The 21,281-nt window shown below is 35.8% G+C and carries 21 protein-coding genes; 5 read left to right on the top strand and 16 right to left on the bottom strand.

The window, feature by feature from the left end; all coding sequences use genetic code 11:
* Nucleotides 1–2 precede the first annotated feature (2 nt).
* The 4 genes from AC4PG0_RS07760 to hemE form a co-directional block, all read right to left on the bottom strand.
* Nucleotides 3–788: a GNAT family N-acetyltransferase gene (locus AC4PG0_RS07760; RefSeq protein ID WP_003737284.1), complete on the bottom strand. Its 786-nt coding sequence runs from the start codon at nucleotides 786–788 to the stop codon at nucleotides 3–5.
* A 121-nt stretch (nucleotides 789–909) separates the two neighbouring features.
* Nucleotides 910–1,254, bottom strand: a complete 345-nt coding sequence (locus AC4PG0_RS07755; protein WP_003769825.1) for a hypothetical protein — start codon at nucleotides 1,252–1,254, stop codon at nucleotides 910–912.
* Between the two features lie 153 nt (nucleotides 1,255–1,407).
* Complete coding sequence (hemH, locus tag AC4PG0_RS07750; RefSeq protein ID WP_045553954.1) at nucleotides 1,408–2,337, bottom strand: ferrochelatase; 930 nt, start codon at nucleotides 2,335–2,337, stop codon at nucleotides 1,408–1,410.
* Nucleotides 2,338–2,343: 6 nt separating this feature from the next.
* Nucleotides 2,344–3,396, bottom strand: a complete 1,053-nt coding sequence (gene hemE / locus AC4PG0_RS07745; RefSeq protein ID WP_160464409.1) for a uroporphyrinogen decarboxylase — start codon at nucleotides 3,394–3,396, stop codon at nucleotides 2,344–2,346.
* Between the two features lie 196 nt (nucleotides 3,397–3,592).
* On the opposite strand from hemE, the gene AC4PG0_RS07740 reads away from it, so the two are divergent.
* On the top strand, nucleotides 3,593–4,096 hold the full coding sequence (locus AC4PG0_RS07740; RefSeq protein WP_492167716.1) for an antibiotic biosynthesis monooxygenase family protein: 504 nt from the start codon (nucleotides 3,593–3,595) through the stop codon (nucleotides 4,094–4,096).
* Nucleotides 4,097–4,134: 38 nt separating this feature from the next.
* Here the strand turns inward: AC4PG0_RS07740 and AC4PG0_RS07735 are convergent, their stop codons facing one another.
* On the bottom strand, nucleotides 4,135–5,358 hold the full coding sequence (locus AC4PG0_RS07735) for an ABC transporter permease (protein WP_045553955.1): 1,224 nt from the start codon (nucleotides 5,356–5,358) through the stop codon (nucleotides 4,135–4,137).
* A complete protein-coding gene (locus AC4PG0_RS07730) occupies nucleotides 5,342–6,094 on the bottom strand; it encodes an ABC transporter ATP-binding protein (protein ID WP_003763559.1) in 753 nt (250 codons plus the stop codon). Before AC4PG0_RS07730 ends, AC4PG0_RS07735 begins: the two co-directional genes overlap by 17 nt.
* Before the next feature lie 160 nt (nucleotides 6,095–6,254).
* Between AC4PG0_RS07730 and AC4PG0_RS07725 the strand changes: the two genes are divergently transcribed.
* The 4 genes from AC4PG0_RS07725 (at nucleotide 6,255) to prsA2 (ending at nucleotide 8,780) form a co-directional block, all read left to right on the top strand.
* Nucleotides 6,255–6,677, top strand: a complete 423-nt coding sequence (locus AC4PG0_RS07725) for an HIT family protein (RefSeq protein ID WP_003763560.1) — start codon at nucleotides 6,255–6,257, stop codon at nucleotides 6,675–6,677.
* A gap of 29 nt (nucleotides 6,678–6,706) precedes the next feature.
* Nucleotides 6,707–7,069: a YtxH domain-containing protein gene (locus AC4PG0_RS07720; RefSeq protein ID WP_003720598.1), complete on the top strand. Its 363-nt coding sequence runs from the start codon at nucleotides 6,707–6,709 to the stop codon at nucleotides 7,067–7,069.
* Between the two features lie 179 nt (nucleotides 7,070–7,248).
* On the top strand, nucleotides 7,249–7,788 hold the full coding sequence (locus tag AC4PG0_RS07715) for a DUF3267 domain-containing protein (protein ID WP_003763561.1): 540 nt from the start codon (nucleotides 7,249–7,251) through the stop codon (nucleotides 7,786–7,788).
* A gap of 116 nt (nucleotides 7,789–7,904) precedes the next feature.
* A complete protein-coding gene (gene prsA2 / locus AC4PG0_RS07710) occupies nucleotides 7,905–8,780 on the top strand; it encodes a post-translocation chaperone PrsA2 (protein ID WP_003768004.1) in 876 nt (291 codons plus the stop codon).
* An 89-nt stretch (nucleotides 8,781–8,869) separates the two neighbouring features.
* Here prsA2 and yhaM read toward each other — a convergent pair whose 3' ends face one another.
* The 10 genes from yhaM to AC4PG0_RS07660 all read right to left on the bottom strand — a co-directional run bounded on the left by yhaM (nucleotide 8,870) and on the right by AC4PG0_RS07660 (nucleotide 21,206).
* Nucleotides 8,870–9,811 carry a 3'-5' exoribonuclease YhaM gene (yhaM, locus tag AC4PG0_RS07705; RefSeq protein WP_010991127.1) on the bottom strand — a complete coding sequence of 314 codons (942 nt, stop codon included), beginning with the start codon at nucleotides 9,809–9,811 and terminating at the stop codon, nucleotides 8,870–8,872.
* A 44-nt stretch (nucleotides 9,812–9,855) separates the two neighbouring features.
* On the bottom strand, nucleotides 9,856–12,579 hold the full coding sequence (locus AC4PG0_RS07700; RefSeq protein WP_492167717.1) for an ATP-binding protein: 2,724 nt from the start codon (nucleotides 12,577–12,579) through the stop codon (nucleotides 9,856–9,858).
* On the bottom strand, nucleotides 12,576–13,811 hold the full coding sequence (locus AC4PG0_RS07695; RefSeq protein WP_492167718.1) for a metallophosphoesterase family protein: 1,236 nt from the start codon (nucleotides 13,809–13,811) through the stop codon (nucleotides 12,576–12,578). Before AC4PG0_RS07695 ends, AC4PG0_RS07700 begins: the two co-directional genes overlap by 4 nt.
* 142 nt (nucleotides 13,812–13,953) lie before the next feature.
* Nucleotides 13,954–14,307: a YlbF/YmcA family competence regulator gene (locus tag AC4PG0_RS07690; RefSeq protein ID WP_003763567.1), complete on the bottom strand. Its 354-nt coding sequence runs from the start codon at nucleotides 14,305–14,307 to the stop codon at nucleotides 13,954–13,956.
* An 81-nt stretch (nucleotides 14,308–14,388) separates the two neighbouring features.
* Nucleotides 14,389–15,522, bottom strand: a complete 1,134-nt coding sequence (locus AC4PG0_RS07685; RefSeq protein WP_492167719.1) for a DUF445 domain-containing protein — start codon at nucleotides 15,520–15,522, stop codon at nucleotides 14,389–14,391.
* A 103-nt stretch (nucleotides 15,523–15,625) separates the two neighbouring features.
* Entirely contained in the window at nucleotides 15,626–16,993 is a 1,368-nt protein-coding gene (gene fumC / locus AC4PG0_RS07680) for a class II fumarate hydratase (RefSeq protein ID WP_492167720.1), read from the bottom strand.
* A 69-nt stretch (nucleotides 16,994–17,062) separates the two neighbouring features.
* Entirely contained in the window at nucleotides 17,063–17,857 is a 795-nt protein-coding gene (locus AC4PG0_RS07675) for an ABC transporter permease subunit (RefSeq protein WP_003769851.1), read from the bottom strand.
* Nucleotides 17,857–18,759, bottom strand: a complete 903-nt coding sequence (locus AC4PG0_RS07670) for an ABC transporter ATP-binding protein (RefSeq protein ID WP_185482342.1) — start codon at nucleotides 18,757–18,759, stop codon at nucleotides 17,857–17,859. Before AC4PG0_RS07670 ends, AC4PG0_RS07675 begins: the two co-directional genes overlap by 1 nt.
* Nucleotides 18,759–18,956, bottom strand: a complete 198-nt coding sequence (locus tag AC4PG0_RS07665; protein ID WP_003763578.1) for a PLDc N-terminal domain-containing protein — start codon at nucleotides 18,954–18,956, stop codon at nucleotides 18,759–18,761. Before AC4PG0_RS07665 ends, AC4PG0_RS07670 begins: the two co-directional genes overlap by 1 nt.
* Before the next feature lie 105 nt (nucleotides 18,957–19,061).
* The gene (locus tag AC4PG0_RS07660; RefSeq protein WP_003769860.1) at nucleotides 19,062–21,206 is read right to left on the bottom strand and encodes a penicillin-binding protein 1A; all 2,145 of its coding nucleotides are present in this window, start codon (nucleotides 21,204–21,206) and stop codon (nucleotides 19,062–19,064) included.
* Nucleotides 21,207–21,281: the final 75 nt, after the last annotated feature.

Genomic DNA, 21,281 nt, shown 5'->3' with positions numbered 1-21,281 from the left:
GGTTATTTATACATAACAAAATCTCCTGTGTGCTCAAAACCAAGGCGGTGATATATTTCACCAGCAACTGGGTTATCGTAAAATAAACATGGTTTCTTTCCTTCTGCTAATACATCGCAACATAATTTTTTTAGAAGCGTACTTGCAAAACCGCGTTGTCGATATCCATCACTTGTCGCTACACCTGTAATCATTGCTGAAAAGGAATTTTCTGCCGATGTTTCAGCTACAGCAACTACTTCTTGGTCTTGTTCAATATAATAAATTCGTTTCACGCCTTTTTCAATTTGGCGAATAATTAATTCTTCATTTTCATCGCGCGAACCAAATTCTTTAATGTGTTTGCGCATTTTAATAATTGGAGCTACGTCTTCTGCTACTGCCGTTCTTACAATAACGTCTTGATTTACAGAAATACGATTTACATGTTCGCATTCGCAAAAATAAGTGTCTTGTCTTTTTTCGGCAAGCTCTGGTAAAAATGGTTCTAGTTCCTTTGTGACACGAGAAATACCGCTAACTTCATATGTATCATGCTTAGCAATAATTTCTGAGAAAGCTTTTGCATCAAAATTAGCGTCTTTTGAATAGGGTAAGAAAAACGTATCGAATCGAAGTAACAATGCATGTAATTTACCTGATGAATCGAATTCGCCCCAAAGATCTTGCACATCACTCTCGTAACCAAAATTTTCGATATCCCCAATAATAAATAAATTGAGGGTTGCTTCGGGTTTTAAAAGTGCCATTACTTCTTCATTATCAGATACAGTTAGTTTTCTAATCATGTGTCACACTCCTATTTTGAAAATTGTCTTCATTTTACGTGAGTTAGTGAGGTTCGTCAAGCCCTGAATCTTGCTATTTTACGGCATATAAAAAAGCTCGGGATTATTAGTCCCAAGCTTTTTATGATTCGTAATGAATTTCGCCAATTTTTAACATTAAGCTGATAGCATTGAATTTTTCGTCTCCAAGATGCATTTTGTTTGTATCTTGAAAAGTGATAGGTGCTGCTGTAATCGCTTCTTTTGGTTGTTCAAAGAATTTTTCGTCTAATGTCAAACTTTCTGTAATTTGTGTTATGTATTTTTGGAATTTATTTTCGTTTCTCATTTTCCCAATCATTAATGCTTTCAAAGTGTTTTGGGAAATCCCGACTGCAAGCGCGAATGTTCTATGAGTATATCCATTTATTTTCATATAAAGTGACAAATTAGTGGCAATTCTTTGTTTTTCTGCCTTGTTTTTCATTTGGGTGAACCTCCTGTCTTTCTATAGTTATCATTATGTCCGGCAAAGATGAGAATCTGATTAAAACTTCATAGTATTTAGCTAAAAATATTGAAAACGTTTTCTTTCTTTTATAAAAAAGTGCCGGAATAACGAATATCCCGGCGCATTTTTTTATTTTGTGTATGCATCCCAAACGACCGTTCTTAAAACTTCTAAAAATTCAGGGTCAGCATTTGGCATTGGAGGTCGGTGGTAAGCTGCACCAACTTCATCTGTTACTACTTTACATTCATAATCATTATCATAAAGTACTTCTAAATGTTCTGCGACAAAACCAACTGGCGTATAAATAAAATGTTTGTATTTTTCTCGGCCATGAAGTTCTCTTGTTAAATCTTGTACATCAGGTCCAAGCCAAGGTTCCCCGGTTTTCCCTTCACTTTGCCAACCTAGCGCATAATGAGGTACTGCTACTTTATCAAAAATTAAATCCGCTGTTTCTTGAAGTTGGTCTGGGTATGGATCGTTATGTTGTTTAATTTTCTCTGGTAAACTGTGTGCGGAAACAATTAATACAGTGTCTATTAACTCATCTGCTGGAATTTGTTTAGCTGTCTCGTTTATTCTATCAGCCCACATTTGAATGAATTTTGGTTGTTTATACCAATCATTAATTGCTTGAATATGAATACCGCCCAATTTATCAGCAGCATCTTTTGCTCTTTTGTTATATGCTTCTACACTAAAACTGGAATAATGAGGCGCTAAAACGATAGAAACAGCTTCTTCTATACCATCTTTATGCATTGTTGCAACTGCATCTTCAATAAATGGTTCGATATGTTTTAAACCGATATACGCTTTAAATTCTACTTCATCTTGCGCGTCGTTTAATGCTTTTTCTAGTCCATAGGCTTGTGCTTCGGTGATTTTCGCTAGTGGTGAAAGACCTCCGATAGCGTGGTATCTTCCGCGTAAATCTGCAATCATTTCTTCACTTGGCTTATGTCCGTGACGAATATCTGTGTAGTAACGTTCAATATCTTCGTCTTTATACGGAGTCCCGTATGCCATTACAAGTAAACCTACTTTTTTAGTCATTTTTCATCATCCTTTTTTTAATAGAATTTCGCTTCTTTCGTGGATGTACTTAGTTAATTTTTTTAGCATTTCTGGTGGTACTTCTGGAAAAACACCGTGTCCTAAGTTGAAAATGTATCCTGGTTCTAGTATACCTTCTTGCAAAATTCGTTCCGTTTCTGCTAGACATTTTTCTGGTGCAAGAAGTGTGGATGGGTCTAGATTTCCTTGAATTGCTTTTGTTGGTACTTTTTGTCTGGCAGTTGTAATCGTTTCACGCCAATCTACACCGACTACATCTAGTGGCATTGTTTCCCACTCTGCTAAAAGATGACTTGCCCCAACCGCTTGCATAATAATCGGTGTTGTTGGATGAACAGCTTTCACTTCTTTAACGATCATTTCAATGACAGGTCGGATGTACTGCGCATAATCCGCACGGCTAAGTGCTCCTACCCAAGAATCAAACAATTGAACAGCAGAAGCCCCGGCGTTAATTTGCGCTATTAAATAATTCGCAGTCATGCGTCCAAGTTTTTCCATTAAAATTGCCCAAACTTCTGGTTCACGGTACATAAAACTTTTTGTTTGGTGATAATTTTTCGATGGACCACCTTCTATCATATAACTTGCAAGCGTGAAAGGTGCTCCAGCAAATCCAATTAAAGGTACATCTAACATATCATCAGCTAGTAATTTTATCGTATCAAGCACATAAGGCACTTCAATTTCCGGTTTAAAAATCGTCAGTTTCTCGACATCTTGGAAAGTTCTAATTGGATTATGTATGACTGGACCAACGCCTGACTTAATCTCTACATCTACTCCCATCCCCGGAAGTGGTGTCATAATATCTTTATATAAAATTGCTGCATCGACTCCGTATTGATCTACTGGTAATTTAGTAACATAAGCACATATTTCTGGTTGATGAGTAATTTCAAATAGCGAATATTTTTCTTTTAATTTACGATATTCTGGTTGAGATCTCCCTGCTTGTCTCATGTACCAAACCGGAATTCGGTCCACTTGTTCTTTTCGCGCTGCTTTTAAAAATAAATCGTTCGTTATTTTTGTCATTGAGTCGCTTCCCTTCTTTGTTCATTTACACACAATAGGCAACAGAACAATAAATAACTTCTCCAGATAAAAGGATACTAGAAATCTTGTATAAAACCAAACAAATTGCCTATCTACTGTTTCAATTATGAAAAACGTGGAAAACAAAGGTGTAATCATTTATCTTAATTGAATAAAACTGAAAGAAGGACTTATCATGAAAAAAGTATTTATCACAACTGGAACGGAACATTATCTTCGTCAACTATTGGAAAATTATATTGGCGAGAATGTGACACTTCTGCAAAACTTTTCGCAATCTCTTTTGTATCAAGAGTCAACTGGAGAAAAACTTTTCCAAGAAGGTAAAGAGTATCGAGTTTTACAAAGTAGTGGTTCTTTAAAAGGTTTTGGAATTGTTGTGTTTGAATATATTCAACTTCGCGATGAAGAGATTCCAATTTTCTTACAAATGTATCAACATGCTAGCTTACATTTTAGTGAAACACCTGGGTTACAAAGCACGAAGCTTACCAAAGCGATGAATACAAATAAGTTTTTAATTGTTTCTTTTTGGGATTCCGAAGTTTTCTTTCAAGAATGGAAAAAAACTCCTTTACACAAAGAAATTACAAGCATCATGAAAAAAAATAATACGCAAGTTGGTTTCTCACATGAAGATATTTATCATTATCCAGAATTCTCACATGATGCTAAATAGGAAAAAGCGATTTGGACCAAAAATCCAAATCGCTTTTTTTATTCGTACATTTTTTTCATTCTGATTGGAGCATAAAGGAAAGTAAAAATCGCTACAAAAGCTAAATTTATTCCTAATATCACCATCCCGCCGATTGTTCCATTTTGGGCAATTCCAATAAGGCTAAAGAGTATTGCTTGGCCAAGTAGTAAAATTCGTAAAAAGTGAATAAAACTACGGTGGCGATAAGCATCATCAATCGGATAAAGACGTAACATAATTTGTGCATCATAATGTTTTAGCATCGGGATAAATTGAAAGCCAGTTAAATATAAGAATAACAATGAAAAAATAATATTCAAATAAAATCCTTGCACAAAAACGAGCAGAATAACAGCAATTACAGTAAGCCTAACGTAAAGTCCGATATATTCATTCGTTCTTACAAAAGTGCGGCTAAACAAATAAGCAAACGTTTTTCTTTTCGCATAAGGAATTGGCTGATATAAGAAATCAAGATAGTTCCGTCTACGAACCGTCCCTCGTAAGTGTGGTACATCCGTAAATAAATTAACCAAACGATAGAAACGATTCATTCGCGCTTCTTCTTTATCTACTAAATATTCCCATCTAAGCGTCACTTTAGAAGTTTTCTTCTTAATCCAGTAATAACTCGCTAAAATTACAACTAGAACAAGCGGAATCGAAATAAAAGGCGCAGAAATTAACGAAATATAAATTAAAATAGCATTTATAATAACGCGAACAAACATCCATGTCGTATCAGCATCTTCCAATTTCATACTTTCAAAGCCAAAATAAATATTCCAAGCTTTAAGTAAAGCAAGCACGATAAATAATGTAAAGAACTGGCTATAAGGTATTCCTGTCACTTCTACATACATAGGCATACAAATACCGAGAACGATTACGAATACATACAATTGCATAAAGAAACTGGCTATTTTTGCTTGAGAAAAATAAGCATCCATTGCTTTTTCTTGAACGATTAAGTAAACTACGTCCGGTTTTTGTAGGAGCGTTGCGACTGGGCTAATTGCAATAGAAGCTGTAAGTAAAATAACCATCAGCGGAATAACTGGGAAACTCGGCTCAAGCGTTTTCACCCAACCTGCGTAATAAAAAATACCGGCACCAAGCCCAATGATAAGAACAAACAGCAGATGATCATTAAACATATAACGGAGATAGCGCATTACTTCTGTAGTATAAGCGCTAAAACGTTCCTTCCAGAGCGCTTTACTGTCAAATATCATCTTCATCAGCTTCCTCTTCCTTTGTCAACTGGATGTAAATTTCATCAAGTGAAGCTCCTGGCATTTCAAAGTTCGTTTGTAAATCTTTCAAAGTACCTTCTGCACGAATTTCACCTTGATGAATAATGATAAAAGTATCGCAATATTTTTCAGCTGTCGCCAAAATATGCGTTGACATTAAAATACTTGCTCCCTCACTTCGCATTTCATCCATCCAATTAAGTAGTGACTGGATTCCAAGTGGATCAAGCCCAACAAAAGGTTCGTCAATAATATATAATTTAGGCTCAATTAAAAAAGCCGACATAATCATTACTTTCTGTTTCATCCCTTTAGAAAAATGCGCTGGAAACCAATTCAATTTTTTCTCTAAGCGAAATTCTTTTAAAAGTGGGGGCATTCTTTCTTGTAATTCTTCTTGTGAAAGACCATAAGCCATTCCGGTTAATTCTAGATGTTCTTTTAATGTTAATTCTTCATATAATACCGGGGTTTCTGGGATATAAGAAAATTGCTTTCTATATGTTTCTGTATCTTCCACTAATTGGTGACCGTTGATTTTAATTGTCCCTTGTTTTGGATGCATTAAGCCAGTTATGTGTTTAATGGTTGTACTTTTTCCTGCTCCGTTTAGGCCGATTAATCCAACAATTTGTTTTTCTTCAATCGCAAATGAAATATCTTTTAGGACTGGTCGCTTTGTATACCCGCCCGTCAGGTGTTCTACTTCTACTAAAGCCATTTCCATACCTCCTTACGTATCTTTAGTTAATAATAGCATATTCATCCCTTGAACTGTCAAAATAATCCATTGTCCACTATCTCATACATGCTTTTGACTCGTTTTTATGTTAAATTAAAGTAGTACATAATTAATATGTTGTGAAAGGTGGTCATACTTAATGGACGATTGCATTTTCTGCAAGATAGTTCGCGGTGAAATCCCTTCTGCCAAAGTGTATGAAGATGATGAAGTATACGCATTCCTTGATTTAGGACAAGTCACAGAAGGTCATACACTCGTAATTCCTAAAAAACATGCTAGGAACACATTCGATTTACCTGAAGAGACGGCTGCTGAATTATTCCGCCGCGTGCCAAAAATCGCGCGAGCTTTAAAAGAAGCTTTACCGCTACAGGGATTAAATATTTTAAATAATAATGAAGAAGTAGCTTACCAATCTGTTTTTCATTGTCATATCCATTTAATACCAAGGTATAGCAAATCAGACGACTTTGGGTTAAAATGGAAAGATAACGCAGACTGGTATACACAAGAACGTTACCAAGAAATTGCTGAACTTATCGCAGCAAAAGTAGACTAAAATGACTTTATGGATGGAGTGGAGTATAAATGAATAAAAAATCACTTATTTTTGGTATTTTAGCTGGTGGGGCAATTGGAGCCGCAGCCTCGGTATTATTTGCTCCAAAATCCGGCAATGAACTTCGAAAAGATATTGTTGCTAAATCAGGTGAAGCAAGTGTCATTTTAAAAGAACTAGCATACAATGCAAATGAACTTATTCAATCTGTTCAAGTTCTTGGCACAGAAGGCTCAACACTACTTAAAGATGTTTCTTCAGACATTATGGAATCTGTTTCTAAGTGGAACGAGGAAATGGAACCTGAAAAGAAACGCTTAAAAGACGAAATTAAAGATATGCAAAAAACAATTTCTGATTTAGAAAAAACACTCAAAAAAGATAATAAATAAGTATAAAAACTGGGCGCTTGCTCAGTTTTTTTCTGTGCTTAAAATCACCTTCATAAAAACGTCAAAATTAGGCAATTATTTATTAAAAAAAGGGTTGAATTTTATTCCAATTGAGCATACAATACTATGGTGCCTTCTGACGGAGCACTATTTTAGCTTTAACTGGAGGAAAGTTTACAATGCGCTGCTTAAAATCAATCAACACAGAGCGACGAGATGAGTTTAATCGACTTTTCCTAAAAGGTATCCTTGTTTGGCTAGCTGCCGTATGTATTTGTTTTTTAACACAACATTTAATGTACCCCGGCCAACTTACAAATGATTATCAATTCATGAGCTTTTTGGGTATTGTTTTAATTTATCCAATTCATAAGTTGCTTCATATTATTGGGTGCTTTAAATATCGCGAAGGTACAGTCATTCAGTGGCGTATCCATTTCTTTATTCTTCCCTGTATAAAATTAAATATTAAACGGATAATTCCAAAATGGCATTACATCTTTTCATTAATTTTGCCTTTTGTCGTTATCACTACTATTCTAATCACTTTAATGCTTATAACTCCAATTGGGCACTCGGGAATGTTCCTAATTTTATTATCTGTCCACTTTGGAATGAGCTTTTCTGATTTTACTCACATTAAAAAACTATGGAAAATGCCAAAGAATTGTTTTGTAGAAAGTGCAGAACGTGGCTTTTCGATTTTAATTTCTGACTAAACCATAAGAATATCATTAAATTTCTTTCATCTTTTCTTTTTATCTTTAATTTATGTTATGATAGTTATTGTGTTAAGCGGGAATTATTCCAACAACTAAGGAGTGTGTTTTATTTAATGAAGAAGAAATTAATTCTTGGACTTGTCATGATGATGGCATTGTTCAGTCTAGCAGCGTGTGGTGGCGGCGGTAATGTCGTTAAGACGGATTCTGGCGACGTAACGCAAGATGAGCTTTACGACGCAATGAAAGATAAATATGGTTCTGAGTTTGTACAACAACTTACTTTCGAAAAAATCCTTGGTGATAAATACAAAGTAAGCGACGAAGATGTTGATAAAAAATTCAAAGAGTACAAATCCCAATACGGCGATCAATTCTCTGCAGTTTTAGCTCAAAGTGGCTTAACTGAGAAATCATTCAAAAGCCAACTTAAGTACAACTTGTTAGTTCAAAAAGCAACTGAAGCTAATGCTGATACTAGCGATAAAGCACTTAAAGAGTACTACAAAACTTGGCAACCAGATATTACTGTAAGCCATATTCTAGTAGCTGATGAAAACAAAGCCAAAGAAGTTGAACAAAAACTTAAAGACGGCGCAAAATTTGCTGATTTAGCAAAAGAATATTCTACAGATACTGCTACTAAAGAAAACGGTGGCCAATTAGCACCATTTGGTTCTGGTAAAATGGATCCTGCATTTGAAAAAGCAGCTTATGCCCTTAAAAACAAAGGCGACATCAGCGCTCCAGTAAAAACTCAATATGGATACCACATCATCCAAATGGACAAACCAGCTACAAAAACAACTTTTGATAAAGATAAAAAAGCTGTTAAAGAATCTTACCTTGCATCCCAATTAACTACAGAAAACATGCAAAAAACGCTTAAAAAAGAATACAAAGATGCTAACGTAAAAGTTGAAGACAAAGACTTGAAAGATGCTTTCAAAGATTTTGACGGTTCTGCTTCAAAAGATTCATCTAAATAAGTAAATAAAAACACGATTGGAACTAGTTTCCAATCGTGTTTTTTTATATAGAAAAGCTGTTCAGTTACGCTACCTGAACAGCTTTTCTGTTATTCAAAAGTTGGATTATAAAAGGAACGATTATCTAACCCAAATACTCTTTCACTAAATTCGCCTGGTTTTGTATGTTTTAATACTTTATCCATCATATTTAGCGAAGCATCCATTAAATCAATTTGATGTAAAATTTCAGCTTCACGAACTAGTGGCGGCTTCGGACTTCCCCACTCGCCTTTACCATGATGAGACAACAGTACGTGTTTTAAGACAACTACTTCTTCTCCATCAATCGATAGCTCTTCAGCAATTTTACTTACTTCCTCAACGACGATAGAAATATGTCCAATCAAATTACCTTCAAGTGTATAAGTGGTCGAAACTGGTCCAGAAAGTTCAATTACTTTTCCTAAATCATGTAAAATAACACCAGCATAAAGTAGGTCGCGATTAACTGTCGGATATAAATCTGCCACTGATTTAGCTAAACGCAACATGGAAACCACGTGGAAACTTAATCCCGAAACAAATTCATGGTGATGGCGCATGGCAGCTGGATAATCATAAAAATCATCTTGATATTTTTTTAGTAAAGCTCGCGTAATTCGTTGCAAGTTTGCATTTTTCATTTCGAAAATATATTGGGTTATTTCGTCAGCCATTTCATCTTTATTAATAGGTGCTGTCTCCATAAATTCACTAGCGCTAACGCCATCAAGTGGTGATGCTTGTCTGATTTGGCGGATTTTCAATTGCTTTCTTCCACGATAATTTTGAATATCTCCCATAAGGTGAACAATTTGCTGCACCCCGTAATTAATTTCATCGCTTTCTTTTACATCCCAAAGTTTTGCTTCTAATTCACCTGATTTATCTTGTAAAACAAGGCTTAAAAATGGTTTTCCATTACTCGCCGTTCCTTTTACACTTGATTTAATCAGCAAGAATAACTCAACTGTTTCCCCAACTTCATAGTCTAATAATCTTTTTTCCATTGTATCGCCTTCTTTCTTTCTGTAGTAAGAAGTTTCTCCAACCATTATAGCACGCGTATGTCTTCACTGGAAAAAAATTTGCGAGTTTCTTGATGACATGTGAAAAAAATTACCTGATTTGTGCTTTTTCTTTTTTGGAGCAACTGCATCATTTGCACCATTCTAGCCGAGTCAAAATGAACAAAACCATCATCAATAATTATAGGTAATGGAAAATCTTTATGAATAACATCAATTAATGCAAAACGGATTGCCAAATACAGTTGTTCTTTTGTTGCTTGACTCAATTCCTCTGGGAAGAATGAAACGACTTGTTTACTCTCGACTTGAATCCGGTTCTCTTGTAAGTACACTTTTGTATAATTCCCATTCGTTAAATGGTTGAAATAGTCAGTTGCTAAAGCTAATGTTTTTGGTAATTTTCCTTCTTGCAAACTCCGCATAGTTTCTTGAAGTATTTGAAGTGCTAGTTTAGTTTCTGTCCATTCCCGAGTCATTTGTTGCAATTTGCTTTTTTCTGAATAGAAGTCTTGCATGAGTGCAGCAAACGTTCCACCCTCTTCTAAAGTTGCTATCTCATGATTTTTTGCAGCCAATGAGGCATGAATATTTTCTTGTTCTAATTCTATTTTGCGCAGTTTTTCTTCTAGTTGAAGTTCTTTTTCTTTAATGACTTCTTGCGCTGAAAACTGACTTAATGCTAGTCGCTTATCTGGTTCGAGTTGCGCTTCTAGTAGAATTAAACGTTCGCGCCATTGCTGTTCTTGTTTTACTCGCATTGCTGCTACACGGAATTCGTCTTCATTATTTACTTTGGCTTGTTCTAATAAGTCCGCTTTTTCCTTTTTAACAAGTAGTAGATCTTGTTTTACTAAATTTAATTGCATTGTAACTTGTTCCATTTTTTCTGCGAGTTTGGCGTTTTCGGTCAAATTATTTCGGTAATATAGCAAACCTTGGCGTAAGAAAGATATTTTTTCTTCAATATTAGTAGGTTCTATAGGTGCATCTAGTTTTTCTAATCTGAGCTGGTATGAGTGTTGTTTTTCTGCTAATGGTTCTAATTTCAATGTCAGTTCTGCAGCTAATTGATTTTTTTCGCTATGTTCTTTGTAGGTTTGAACTATAGCCTCCCAGTTTTCATCTGGAAGTTCATTAATCGCTAACGTATCAAATAAATGGTTTAGTTCTGATTGATAGTCGTATTGTGATTTGATTATTCTGCTTTGTCGTTCTTCTAATTGTGCGATTTGTGAAGCAATAATGTCCATTTCGCTCAGTAATTGTTGCCATTCTTGCCTGATTTTTTGCTGTTCTAAAAACGCTAAAATTTGTTGATTGCTAGAAGGCGCGGGTGTTTTAGTAAGAACTAATAAATAAACAGATATAAGAGCCGCTAGAAAAACAACAGCAACGCTCCAAATCGATTGAAAAATCACTAAAACTACTAAAGCCGCTAGAAAAATACCAACAGCTACAATCGATTTAGTTACGGATGTTTTTTCTTTTGAATTTATTTTTTCTTTTTCTTGTTGGAATCTTTTATTGTCCCACATATTTGTTTCTATTTTATCGATCTTTTGTTGCAATTTTTCTTCTGATTCTTGGGTAAGCTTTAATTCTAATTGAATATCATGCTGTTGTTGTTTGTTTATTTGCTCTAGTTCTTTTATTCGAAGTACTTTTTGATCTAGCTCTTTTGTCCATTTCATCGGTGTTTGTTTAGCATCTGTTTGATAGTACTTGATCTCTTTTTCTAAACTTTTTTGTTGTAATTCGCGCTCATTATAGGCGCCATAAGTTTCGATTAAATAGGTTATTTCTGCTTCGTTTTCAGCAAAAAAAGCAGCATGTTCGAAATTATTTTTGTTAATCAAGTTTTTTTGGCGTTCTTCTAATTGAATTAATTGATTTTGCCATTCTTTTTCTCTTAGTTGCAAATGTTCCAAACGGATAATACCATCTGGTGGAAAAGTAGCTTCGGTTAGAGGTACCGCTTTTTCGCTTAGTGCCTTCCATTCTTGGTAAATGGGCCATAAATCTAGCAAGGTATTTAGTGTATCTAGTTCGACACGAATAGCGGTTTTTTCTTCTTGTAATTCAGTTTGTCTTGCTCTTTCCTCTTCTTTTCCAACCAAAAGCAACTCATATTTTGCATTTTGTTTTTTGGCTTCTTGAAACGCTAATTGGCTATCTTTTACTTTTTTGAGTTGTTGATTGATTGCAGGATTTCTTCCGCTTGGTTTAAAAAGAGCTTCCAATTTTTTTTGTAATATTTCAGCCGTTTTTAAAAGTGCATCTGATCCTGTTGTACCTGTGGCAAGCAAATATCGCTCAAATTCTTTTTTCTTCCATTGATGAATATTTTGTAGTCCATGAATATCAAAAGAAAAAATAGCTTCAAACGTATTACGGTCGATTTCTCCAATAATTTCCGTTAATTTTTCTTCTCCAGCTACTTGGCCATCTCCGTAATAAATACGTACATCTCCAGTAGCTTTTCCTTTTAAACGTTCGACAATCACTTTACCCATAGGTGTATCCTCGAGCGTCAATCTCCCACCATAAGGTCCGCCGTTTTTAGGTTCCATACGTGGAATAGATTGTTGTCTAGTTGGGAAACCAAATAAAATACTATGTATAAAAGCCATAATAGTCGATTTTCCAGCTTCATTTTCTCCAAAAATAACTTGAAAATCCGAAATATGATTAAAATGAGCATCGGACCATTTGCCATAACCAACTATATCAATGGACGTTATTCTCATTTCTCATCACCTTCCACTTCTTTAAGCACCGTTCCTAGTTCTGTCAAAGCTGCGTCTAACATTAACTGCCGATCTTCTTCTGATAAATCGTCTAAATATCTACTCACACCACTTTCAAAATATAGAGCCTCCACAGTTTGATAAAAAGCTGATTCATCTTGTAACTTTTCGAAAGCTTGAGTTATTTCTTTACTCGCTAAATGCTGCTCATGCCAGTTCTTTAAATCGCTTTGGTTTGTCAGTTCTATTGTGAGTTTATGAACCCAAATAAAGGTGCTTCCCGTTAAGTCTGTTTCTTCTTGAAGCATTTGTAGCCAGTCAGTTGTATTTATTTTTTGTTTATTGGCCATTTGAACAATAACATGCAGAAAAAAGGAATTACTCTGACCTTGGTATGTAGCTAAAAGTTTTGTGATTTCCCGGTAAAAAGTATTGAGTTCGCTATTTTCAGGCAAGGTAATGATTACTTCTTCCCAAATAATAGGGCTGGTTGCTATGAAATCAATGGTCGTATTTGACGCCGATAATGTGACAATACTCGCTCCTTTTCCGCCTGACTCTTTGCGGTTTCGTCCTTGAATATTTCCCGGGTAATAAACGCTTGGGGATTCTGCTAATAATTGGCGTTTATGGATGTGTCCGAGCGCCCAGTAATCAAATCCTTTTTTAGTGATTTCCTGAATGCGAAATGGTGCGTAAACGTCATGGTCTTCACTGCTTGATAGTTCAGAACCATGTAAAAGCCCGATATGAAAATCTGCCTCTCCTTGTTTATTATATTCGTTTATACGACTAGCACGAATGTGACGTTCTCCGTAGCTAAAGCCATAAATATGAACAATTGCTCCATTCTTTGCTTCCATGGCAGCCATTTCAACTTGTTCTGAAAAAACATGAACATTTCCAGGTAATTGAAGTTTTTCCTTATGTTTCTCTATAAAATCATGATTTCCGTGAATAATGAATGCTTTTATCCCAGCTTGCTCTAATCGCTTCATTTCTTTTGAAAAACGAGCTTGAGCACGGACACTTTGATCCTCACTATCATAAATATCTCCTGCAATTAATACAAATTCCACCGCTTCTTTTATTGCTATCGTTATGATGCGTTCCAACGATTGAAATGTGCTTTCTTGTACGGCAGAAAAAAGTGGTTGTGGCAATGTCGAAAGCCCAATGAAAGGACTATCCAGATGCAAATCTGCTATGTGTAAAAATTTGATTTCTTTCATGACTTTCGCCTCCTTAAAAAACCGAATATACGTTCTTATTATACCTTACTATCTCTTTACGTACAAGCATTTCAAATAAAAAAATGGTTCTACTATTTGCTAAATAAATAACAAATAATAGAACCACTTCGATTAATGAAAATTAGTCGTTTGCTACGTTATATAGGTCTTGTAATGGCGTCATAATAATGCGATTTAGATCATTAATAATTGTGCTCATTGCTTGCTCTTTTTCCATTAATTTAACGATTAGTTCATTTTCTTGAACTTCTTGTGCTACTTGTTGTGCAACATTTACTGTTTCGTCGTCAATTTCTTGACCAGTCATTTGTTTTTCTTGGATTGTTACCTGAACATCACGGAAACGTTCGAATTTTGCTTTTGCGTCCGCATTTTCGTTCACTTCACGGTATGCATCTTGTAAGCTTATGAATTCAGGTGTTTCACGAATTCCTTTGTCTAAATCATGTGCTACATCATAAATATTAACTGCCATTGATAAATCCTCCAAATATCTGTATTTGTCACTTCTGTTTCACTATAACAAAAAGTCGCATGTTATTCCAGTATAAAAGAACTAAATCCACATCGCGAGTATTCCTTGAATGATTCCGATAAATCCTCCTAAAATCCCGCCTAGATAGGTTATCATTTTTAATTCTCTACCGGAAATCTCTACAACAAGTTTTTCGATTTCAGGTAATGAAAAAGTCGCTATTTGTGTTTCGACAAGTTTTGCTAAGTCCATTCGCTCCACTATTTCTGCACTATGAGTCGCTACAAAATCAAGCATTCGCTCTACTGCAAAAGGAATCATTTTTTCTGTAATGGCGGATTCATAATTGCGTAGTATGCCTTGAATGGGTTGATTAAATAGTTTTTCGTGTGGAACAGCTTGAATAATTTCTGAAGTAAGCTGCCCTGCCAAATGTGCTTGTTTTTCTGTTGGAATAAGTTCTTGTAGCTCTTTTGCTTCAAAATTATGCCATTCAGTTGTTAGCAATTGGTTGATGATATTTTTAGTGTCTTCTTGGTTAATAAGTTTTAAGCCCTCTTGTTGAATTTTTTCTGAGAAACTATCGATATTGATGAACATTCTCGCCATGCTGCCCATTTTCCCATGTTCTTCAAAGAATTTTTGAAGCATTTGTTTAATCTGAATTTTGCCTGCTTCACTCGCTATAAAAACACTCATTTTACTCGTTATTCTGTCTGTTACATGAGGTAGTTTTTTAGTTAGTTCGTTTTCTAGCATAGAAGGAATTAACTCGCTCATTTGTGTTGATTGTTTTGTTGTTAAAAAGCGGCTAATTTCAATCTCTAGCCTTCTTTCTAACCATGAAATAGAGCGAACTTCTGCATTTTCGTATCCTAAATGGTGCAGTAATTCGTTCGGCGTTGTTTCTAATTTCATTTTTTCATGAAACATTTTTGTAATGGTTTCTGTTACTTCTCTTTGTAAATTCTCATCCAATAGTCTGGCGCGAATAGCATCCTCTGTTAGCAAATGACTTACCACTACTTTTCCAATGTGTTCTGCAAGTTCATCGCGCCTTTTTGGAATTAAGCCTGGTGTAAATGGTAAACGTTTATTAAATAGATAAATGGCTTTGTATGGGCGGAAGAGCATTCGGATAGCGATATAATTCGTCATCGCCCCGATAAATCCGCCAATCACTGCCATTAAAAGTATCGTAAATAATACTGACATGTTTTGCATCTCCTAATATTTGTCTAGTAAAAGTGGTTTCATTATACGTGAAAAATCCCTAGACGACAATTGTTTCTAGGGAAGTTCATTCTAAAGTATGAGATTACAAATTAGTCATTTTTAGTGGGTCTATCCATAAATCGAATTCTTTTTCTGTTACAAAACCAGTTTTAATTGCTGCTTCTTTTAAAGTCGTATTTTCATCGAAGGCTAACTTGGCAATTTTGGCAGCTTTTTCGTAACCTATATGTGTATTCAAGGCTGTAACAAGCATCAGCGAATCATTTACTTTAGCTTCAATCACACTTTCATTGGCAGTTAGTCCTTCTAAACAATGAATTCGGAAGGAGCGCATACTATCAGAAAGTAATGTGATAGATTCTAAGAAATTAAAAATAATTACAGGCTTATAAACATTTAATTCAAAATTACCTTGGCTTGCTGCAATATTAATCGTTGTATCATTTCCCATTACTTGAGCGGCCACCATCGTAATTGCCTCACACTGTGTAGGGTTGACTTTTCCTGGCATGATGGAGCTGCCTGGTTCGTTAGCCGGGAGCGTTAGTTCACCAATGCCACTACGAGGACCACTTGCTAGTAGACGAATATCGTTAGCAATTTTCATTAAATCAGAAGCAAGGCTGCGAATTGCGCCATGGACGAAATTAATCGGGCTATGACTCGTTAAAGCGAAATATTTATTAGAATCAGAAGTAAAAGGATAACCAGTTTGTTTCATTAGTTCTTCTGCAACTTTATCACCAAAATCTTTGGAGGCATTTAATCCCGTTCCAACTGCTGTCCCGCCAATTGCAAGTGGTAAAATTGCTTTCATACTAGACTCAAGGTAGTTTTTATTATTTGTCAGACACGCTTCCCAGCCGCTAATTTCTTGACCAAGCGTTAGTGGAGTCGCATCTTGTAAATGTGTTCTACCAATTTTAACGAGCTGCATATATTGATTTTTCTTCGTCGTTAAAACTTCTTCCATTTTAGTTATTTCTGGTAAAAGTTTCGTTACTAAAGCTTGATAAGCAGCTATATGCATCGCTGTTGGAAATGTATCATTCGAGCTTTGCGACATGTTAACATCATCATTTGGATGAACTTGTCCCTCACCTAAAGTTAAATTGGCAACGTGCGCAATAACTTCATTAACGTTCATATTGCTTTGCGTTCCGCTTCCCGTTTGCCAAACGACTAAAGGAAAATGTTCATCTAGTTCACCTTGAATGATTTGATCACAAACGTTTCCGATTGCTACCGATTTCGCTTCGGATAACTTTCCTTCTAAGGCATTCACTTTAGCCGCAGCTTTTTTCAACTGAGCAAAAGCGTAGATAATTTCTTTCGGCATATAATTATCACCAATAGCAAAGTTTCTTCTACTTCGCTCTGTTTGTGCTCCCCAGTACTTAGTTGCATCAACTGAAATTTCTCCAAGTGTATCACGTTCAATTCGTTCCATTTTGCCACCCCTTTTTATTCTATTTTATTATATTCCGGATGTTTACGCAAAACCAACAAATAATGTTCGCTATTCTGTTTTTTGAAGTGGTTTTATTTTAATCATTACAATGGTGAGAATTATTAATAAAGCGATCCAAGCTATTGAAATGAACAGTGTTGGTATAAAGTAGTCCATTGTTTTTTCTGACATTATTAGCATGGTTGCATTTTTGCTTAAGTAAGCAGGATTAAACATTTGTATCCAACCGCCAAAACCGCTAATAACACCTAAGAGAATGGCTGTAAATACGCTAATCATTGCAACTACGGCATTGCTATCAAATACAGCACTGGCGAAAACGACCAAACTAATAACAAAAACAAACCAAAGTGCGTAGACAAAAAATCCTTCGATCAAAGAATTCATATCTAAATCGCCAAATAAAAAATACGTATAATATGCTGCTAAAACATAACCAATGAATAATGAACTTAAGCCAACAATACACTGCATAACCCACTTGGATAGGACATATTCTACGGCTGATACTGGTCTAGTCATAATAAAAGCAAGCATCCCTCTAGAACGGTCATTTTGAATGCAAGCCATCGCCGCGACAATCATAATGATAACTCCAATTTGATCAAACTGAGAGCCAAGTGTTTGCGACATTACTTCTTGCGCTGATTGATTTCCCATCAAAGCGACAACTTGCTCCGCTTCTGCGCCAGTTCCGACCGCTTTAAGTATTTCTGGTAAAAAATAAAGCATTAATGGTTGTGTAAGTCCAAGAAGTGCAAAGACAATTGGCATCCAAATGATTCTCAAACTCCGCCGCTGTTCTAACCATTCTTTTCCGAGCAAAGCACTAAAATGCGTCATTATCTCACCTTCTCCATAAAAATTTCTTCTAGACTTTGGTGTCTGTTTTCTACACGAATCAGCTCACCTTTCGTTTTTAATAGTGCCTCTAGAATAGCTTCTGAGCCAGCTTTTTTATCTATAGCATACACTTGATAAACCATGCCTACCTTTTCGATTTTTTCAATATGCTGATTTTGATTAAGAAGCGCTAACCAAGCTTCCTCATCTCCAATAAATTCAACATCAAATACCGGGGAACTTTCTTCTTGCATAAGCTGTTCAACTGTTTTATCCGCAACTAATTCACCGTTTTTGATAATTGCAATGCGGTCACAAATCTCTTCCGCATCTTTTAAAATATGAGTTGAAAACAAAATTGTCATTTCACTTTTCAGTTTTTCTAAAAGCACGATAATTTCCCGGCGACCAATTGGATCAAGTGCGGATACCGGTTCGTCCAAAACAAGCAATTCCGGTCGATGTAAAATTGCCTGAGCGATCCCAAGACGTTGCCGCATTCCTCCTGAATAGGTGCTAATTTTTTTGTTAGTACTATCTGCTAATCCGACTAGTAGTAAGACTTCTTTGATTCGCTCTTCTAAATCTTGTTTTTTCATGTTAGACAGTTTTCCCATAAAACGAAGACATTCTAATGCGCTCATCCAACCATAAAATTCTGGATATTGTGGTAAAAAACCAATTTTCTCACGCACTAACTTTGCTTCTTGGCCATCTAGTTTAATTTGACCCTCGTCTTGCGCTAAGATTTGGACAATCATGTTAATCATTGTCGACTTACCCGCGCCATTTGGTCCGATTAAAGCTACACATTCTTTATTATTTATAGTTAGATCGATTCCTTTAATAACCCATTTTCCGTTATATTTTTTCTTTAGTCCTTGGATTTCTAAATTTTTCATTAGCTTTCATCCTCTTTTCGCCCAAAAATAAAATATGCAATTGGACCAAAGATATTAATAAATATAATGACAATTAACCAAATAATAGGGTTTTTACGGGTTTGCCAATTTTTAGCTAAATCTATAATCGCTGTTAAAAGTAAGGCTAAATAAAGAATTATTACGGGAATTAGTAATGCTATTTGCGTTTTATCCAATGTATTCACCTCATTTATTTGTTATACTTATTGTATAACAGTTATAATATTAAAGCAATATAAAAAAGCACATTTTACTAAGAATAAAGTAAAATGTGCTTTTTATTAGTTGCCGATAGAATCAATTAAGTTTCCAATACCATCTGAAACTTTTCCGCCAAATTCTTTTACTTTCTCAGCACCTTTTTTAATCGTTTCGCCTGCTTCACCTGCTTTGTCTTTTACGCCACTCCAGAAGTCACTGCCACTATTGTTGTCGGATTCTTCTTCTTGTTTTTTCGCAGCAGTTTCTTGTGCGGCACTTTTAGTATCAAAGTCAGCAGATTTTTGGTAACGCAAGCCACTGTTCATTACATAATGAGCTAGGCTTGATACCCCGGCAGAGCTTGTTGTAGTGAGGTAATGGTCTTTGTCTGTTTTATCAAATCCCATCCAAACAGCGCCAACTAAATTAGGCGTGTAACCTACAAACCACTGATCTTTTGTCCCATTAGTATCATTGAAAGGAACTTGAGTCGAACCAGTTTTACCTGCCATTTCGTGACCGGAAACTGCTGCACTCTGACCAGTCCCTGTATTGATTACGTCAAGTAACATCGATGTCATTTCTGTTGAAACAGTTTTTGAGATAATTTGTTTTGTTTTTGGAACATTTTCATAAACGGTATTTCCTGATGGATCAACAATTTTAGTAATGATATGCGATTCTGGTTTTGCGCCGTTATTGGCAAATGTAGCATAAGCAGTAGCCATTTCAACTGGCGAAGCACCTTTACTCATACCACCGAGTGCTAATCCAAGTGTTTGGTCTTTTTCTGGTACTTCGATGCCAAATTTTTCTACAGATTTAACACCTTTGTCAATACCGATTTGATCTAACAACCAGACCGCTGGCGCATTGATTGAGTTTGCCACCGCTTTGTACATTGGGACTTCTCCATTATAAATTCCGCCTACGTTGGTTGGAGTATAGTTTCCTTTGTACGTTACTTTTTCATCTTTTAACATCGAATCGACATTATAACCCGATTGAAGTGCTGGCGTATAGACAGCGAGTGGTTTCATCGTAGAACCTGGCTGAGCCTTCATTTGCGTAGCTCTGTTAAATCCACGGAAAACGTGCTCTCCTCGTCCACCAACAAGCGCTCTAATTCCTCCTGTTGCTGGATCCATTAGAACAGCTCCTGATTGGACAAGCGTGCCATCGTTCGCATTTCTAGGGAATAAAGAATCGTTATTATACACTTTTTCTAAAGAGGTTTGATAGTTTTGATCTAATTCCGTATAGATTTTATAGCCTTTTTGCATAATTTCATCCTGAGTGATGTCAGCTTCATTTACTGCTTCATTGATAACTGCATCAACATACCAAGGATATTTGTTTGCAAGTGGATCTTTTGATTGGTCATTTAAAACGATTTTGGTCGCTTTATATTTGTCACCTTCTGCTTTGGTTATATCGCCGGTTTCAACCATAGCATTAAGTACCATGTTCCGTCGATTAGTTGCCTTTTCAATATGTTGATACGGGTCATAGGCGCTCGGTGCTTGGAGCAGTCCCGCAATAGTCGCAGCTTCCGGGATGTTTAAATCAGCTGCTGGCTTTCCAAAGTATTTCAAAGAAGCGTTCTCAACACCCCACTCCCCGTTTCCAAAGTAAGAGCGGTTTAAGTACATTTCCATAATTTCATCTTTGGAGTAGGTTTTTTCAATCTCTCGAGCCATAAAAATTTCCTTCGCTTTTCGCGTAAAGGTCTGTTCTTGGGTTAGCAAGGCATTTTTGGCAAGCTGTTGTGTGATAGTACTACCACCACCTGAAATTCCCCCGTTTGTAATCAGGTTAACTCCAGCACGAGCGATTCCTTTTAAGTCAAAGCCCTTGTGTTCATAAAAACGTCGGTCTTCAATGGATACGACTGCATTTTGGAGATTTTTAGAGATTTTATCAATTGATACAAAGGTTGCGTCAGTTGATGACAATTCTCCCGCTTTATCTCCGTCTTTATCGTAAACAATCGTGGCTGATTCTAAGCCTTTTTTCAAAGCATCTATATCTGCGGACTTAGCTACTACAACAAGATAAATAATAAAACTTAATAAAAATACGAGTCCTGCAAGTAAAAAAATCTTGCCAATATGTTTGTTTTTCCAGAAGCGTCTAAATTTCCGCCATAAGGTGCTAATCCATTTTCCAATAAATCCAAAGAATGATTTAATGTATTTAATGAGTTGTTGTTTAAATTTGTCCATGTAACTCTCCTATCTTTCTACACGGTATTAAAGAAAACTGTAAACACAGTTATACACGTATTTTACGTTAAAACA

Source organism: Listeria sp. MAN/IMW/UF464, assembly GCF_058683955.1.
Note: the sequence above shows the minus strand (reverse complement) of the source record. Positions and strands in the feature narration are given on the sequence as shown.